We start from the raw sequence: 5,054 nt of genomic DNA, 5'->3' as shown, positions 1-5,054 counted from the left end.
CCGATGAGTTCGTCGCCGCCGCGCCCGCGCCGGGCCACGCAGACCGCGCGCGCCACCCGCTCGTCGGCGAGCAGGGCCGCCTCGATCTCGCCGAGTTCGATGCGCAGACCGCGCACCTTGACCTGGAAGTCGCTGCGGCCCAGGTATTCCAGCACGCCGGAACGGCCGCTGCCGCGCCAGCGCACCAGGTCACCGGTGCGGTACATGCGGGTGCCGGGGGTGAACGGGTTGGCCACGAAGCGGTCGGCGGTCAGCGCGCCGCGCCCGAGGTAGCCGCGCGCGAGTTGCACGCCCGCCAGATACAGCTCACCCACGACACCGGGGGCGACCGGTTGCAGGCGCGCGTCGAGCACGTAGGTGCGGGTGTTCCAGATCGGCGCGCCGATCGGCACCTCGGTGGTACCCGGGGTGCAGTGCCAGGCCGTCACGTCGACCGCGGCCTCGGTGGGGCCGTAGAGATTGTGCAGCTGCGGCGCTTCCGGGCCGGTGCCCAGCGCGGCATGGAATTCCGCGACGGTCGCCGCGGGCAGCGCCTCACCGGAGCAGAACACGCGTTCCAGCCCGGTGCAGCCCGCGACATCGGTGTCGGTGAGGAACACCGACAGCATGGACGGCACGAAATGCGCGGTGGTGACGCCCTTCTCGGCGATGATCCGGGCCAGGTAGCCCGGATCACGGTGCCCGTCGGGGGCGGCGATGACCAGTCGCGCGCCGATCTGCAACGGCCAGAAGAACTCCCACACCGACACGTCGAAGGTGGCGGGGGTCTTCTGCAACACCACATCGGAGCTGTCGAGCGGGTAGGCGTGCTGCATCCAGCGCAGCCGGTTCACGATGGCGGCGTGGGTGACGCCGACGCCCTTGGGTTTGCCGGTGGAGCCGGAGGTGAAGATGACGTAGGCCAGATGGTCCGGACGCAGCGGGGCCTGCCGGTCGGCGTCGGTGACCGGGCGGCCGGAACGCTGCGCCAGATCCGCGGTGTCGATATCGAATCGCGGTGCGCTGCGCGGCAGTTCGAGCCGGTCGCGGGCCGTGGTGAGCACGCACAGCGGGCGCGCCTGCTCGAGGATGGCCTGGATGCGGTCGGCCGGGTGGTCCGGGTCGATGGGCAGGTAGGCCGCGCCCGCCTTGACGATGGCGTACATGCCGATCAGCAGGTCCAGGCTGCGGCGCACGGCCAGCCCGACCAGGGTGTCGGGGCCCGCGCCGCGCGCGACCAGTTCGCGCGCGAGGCGGTTGGCGCGCTCGTCGAAGGCGGCGTAGGTGAGGGTGTCGCCTTCGTAGTCGAGGGCGACGCGGCCCGCGGACATGGCGGCGCGGTCGGCGAACAGTCCGGCCAGGGTGCCCTCCTGGCGGGCCACCTGGGTCGAATTCCATTCGTGCAGGACGCGTTCGCGTTCCAGCTCGGTGAGCACCGGCATGTCGGCGATCACGGTCGCGGGGTCGGCGGAGACGAAACGGGCCAGGTAGTCGAGGAATCGGCCGTGGTGCATGGACAGTTCGGCATCGCCGTAGAGGCGCGGGTTGGCCTCGAAGTCGATGTGGATGCGATTGCCCAGGCCGTTGTACAGGTTGATCGACAGGTCCTCGACCGGGCCGGTGGACAGCACGTTGATCGAGCCCATCAGGCTGCCGAACTTCAGCTCACTGTGGAAGAGCATGAGATTGACCATGGGGCCGAAGAAGCCGCGCGAATCCCGGGAATAGCCGCAGTCCCTGCGGATGTCGTCGCTGCGGTAGCGCTGATGCCGCAGCGCGCCGGTGATCTGCAGTTCGATGGCGCGCACGGTGTCGGCGACGGTGTCGGCATCGCTGAACTGCACGCGGATGGGCACCACATTGGACACCACACCGCCGGAACGCCGCAGCGCCACGGTGGTGCGCGCGGATACCGGCAGGCTCAGCACCACGTCCTGGGTGCCGGTCACCGCCCGCACGTAACCGGCGAGCGCGGCCACGAACAGCGCCGAGGAGTTCGAGTTGTGCGCGGTGGCGGCGGCCTCGATGGCGGCCTCGACATCGCGGCCGATCACGGCGGTGGCGCTGCGGCGGCCCGCGTCGGAGACCACCGGCAGTGAACCGTTGGACGACAGGGTGATCGGCTCCCCGGCCCCGGTGAGCTGTTCGCGCCAGTAGTCGCCGTCCGTGACGAAACGGCTGGTGTCCCGGTAGCGGTTCTCATCGGCGTAGATGGTCGCCAGCGGGGTGGCGCGGGAGACCACCGGTTCGGTCTGGTTCTCCAGCGCGGTGTAGATCTCGGCGGCGCGGGTGGTGCCGTTCATGGCGCCGTAGCCGTCGATGACGATGTGGTGGCCGCGGGTGTACCAGATCCAGTCCGAATCACCGACGCGCAGCACCACATTGATGGTGAGCGGATCGTGCTCGATATCGATGGGCGAGCTGGCGTGCTCGTTCATCCAGGCGCGGGCGGCCGCGCGCGGATCCGGCTCCTCGCGCAGGTCGATGCGGGCCCAGCCGGGCCGCCACGTCGGGTCGATCACCTGGTGCGGGACCCCGTCGATCTCCAGCAGCCGCACGTGGCCGACTTCGCTCTCGGACCCGAAGCGTTCGATCGCGTACAGCAGCCGGCCCACGTCCAGATCGCCGTGGATCTCCACGAATTGCGCGATGGTCAGCGGAATGTCGGGTCGGATGCGCTGGGCGTACCAGAGTGCTGATTGCGCGGGAGAAAGCGCGAAAGGTTGAGCCGAGAATTCACCCGAAGAACATTGGTCGACACGGTCGGTGGCCAATGAACTCATCAAACACTCCGTTCTGACGCTGTAGACGCAACTCCCCTAGCCCGAAAAACGATCACGGTGGGTCCCCCGAGTCCGGCGTTCGCGCGCACGCGCGAACCGTAGGACGTGGCCCACGCCCTATGATTCGGAGCATCACGCCGAGCGGATCGGTGGTGATCTCGAGTTGCTCGCCACGAACAGCGTTGGCGGAGCGAAGTTTTAGTTCAGTTACCTCATAGCAAACCTCGCGTTAGGCGCTAAACTCGCATAAGGGAACCGCGCGAACTCGGACATATCGGAAAATCCGAACTGGCCCTGGCAAAATGTTGGCGAATTATCCGCCGGTGCGGGACGGCCCTCTCACACGTGCCCGCGACTGCGCCGAATCAGCGCCACCAGGGTGGCAACCGCGGCCAGGATACACAACAACACCTCCGGCGCGGGGCCCAAATGCGTCGCGAGTGTCGTGTTGTCGCGCAGCGGCAGCGTCGCCACCAGCGCCGCGGGCACGAACTGCTGCGTCTGCTGCTGGATCGTCCCGTCCGCGGTGATCATCGCGCTCACGCCCGTCGTCACCGAAACCACCACGGCGCGACCGTGCTCCACCGCACGCACCCGCGACATGGCCAGTTGCTGATAGGTCATCTCGCTGCGGCCGAAGGTGGCGTTGTTGGAGGGCACGGTGAGAAGCTGCGCGCCCGCGCGCACGGACTGCTCGAAGGCGCGGTCGAAAGCCACCTCGTAACAGGTCGCGACGCCGATGGCGATCTTGTCGCCGCCGCTCGCAGGTCGCACGTGCACCACGCCGTCGCCCTTGCCGGGGACGAAATAGCCTGCGCGGTCGGCGTATTCGGAGAAGTGGCGGAAGAAGTCGCGGTACGGCAGGTATTCGCCGAACGGCTGGATGATCTTCTTGTCGTGGCGCTCGCCGGGCCCGGAGTCACCGTTCCAGACGATGACCGAGTTGGTGGTGGTGCGATCGGCGTTGACCAGGACCGCGCCGACCAGGATGGGAGCCTTCACATCCACGGACGCCTGCGAGATCTCCTGCGCGGCATCGGCATTGCGCAGCGGGTCGATATCGGAGGAGTTCTCCGGCCAGATCACCACGTCCGGCTGCGGGAAGCGGCCCGCCGCGATCTCGCGAGCCAGTTGCTCGGTGCGGTTGACGTGATTGTCGAGAACGGCGCGGCGCTGGGCGTTGAAGTCGAGCCCCAGCTCCGGCACGCTGCCCTGGATGGCGGCGACCGTGATCGGCCGGTTGCCGTCCTCCGGGCCGGGCAGCGCGGTCCGGAGGATCACTCCGGTAACCGGAACTATAGCCACAAGCATTGTCGCAGCAACAATCCGGTTCCACGATGTGAGACGGACCGCTCCCCATCTGGGCGTATTCGATGTGACCGCAGCCACTTCCGGGCTATCGCCCCCGACCCCTCGCAACCTTCGCAAAACCACCAGCGCCAGCGCGGCCAGACCGGTCCCGGTCACCGCCACCGCGAAGCTCACCAACGGCGCGCCACCGATCATCGCGAACGGCAGATACCACCCGTCGGCCTGCCCGAAAGCCAGCTTCCCCCAGGGAAATCCGCCGAACGGAAAACTCGACCGCGCCCACTCCGCCAGCGACCACGCCGACGCCACCCACACCGGCCACCCCGGCAAACTCACCAGCCACCGCGTCAACAGCCCGAACAACCCCACATACAGCGCACACACCGCCGAGAGCGCCAGCCACGGCACCGGCCCCACATAGATCCCCGTCCACGGCAGCAACGGCAGAAAGAACCCCAACCCCGCCACGAACCCCAGCCCGAAACCCCCACGCGCCCTGCGACTTCCCCGCACCGCGAGCGTCAGCAGCGCGATCCCCACGGGCGCGAGAAACCACAACGTCCGCGGCGGAAAACTCGCGAAGATCAGCAGTCCGGCGACGACCGCGGCCACCAGCCGGGTCACCGCGGGCCGCGCGGCGGCACTCTCGGCCACCCGTGCTACCAACCCGGTTCCGCTTCCCCCTGAAGTCCCACACCCCACCGTCCCGGACGTCGGAACACCCTCGCCCGTACCATCTTTCGGGCCGCCGCCGGTACCACCGGCCACCTGCTCCTCATCGCCCGTCAACGCTGCCACCTGTCGGCCCGTCCCGGCGACGTCCACCGCGACCTCTCCCGGATGCCCCGCGCGCGCGGCGGATTCGGCGTACTTTCCGTTGCGCGAACCATCCGGCGGCTCGGCGGTCCGAGCGGGACCGGAACCAGCTGCCGCCGCGCACCTACAACGACGGCGTGCGTGAGATCGCGCAACAGCAGCAGC

General features: G+C 68.8%; 2 protein-coding genes. Both read right to left on the bottom strand.

All coding sequences use genetic code 11. The features are described 5' to 3' along the window. A partial coding sequence (locus ACWELQ_RS37720) for an amino acid adenylation domain-containing protein (RefSeq protein WP_452401800.1) occupies positions 1 to 2,762 on the bottom strand: 2,762 nt, incomplete at its 3' end. Positions 2,763 to 3,101: 339 nt separating this feature from the next. Then, the gene (gene lnt / locus ACWELQ_RS37715; protein WP_452401801.1) at positions 3,102 to 4,739 is read right to left on the bottom strand and encodes an apolipoprotein N-acyltransferase; all 1,638 of its coding nucleotides are present in this window, start codon (positions 4,737 to 4,739) and stop codon (positions 3,102 to 3,104) included. Positions 4,740 to 5,054: the final 315 nt, after the last annotated feature.

Source organism: Nocardia sp. NPDC004722, from assembly GCF_053601505.1.
This window is presented reverse-complemented; position numbering and strand designations above follow the sequence as displayed.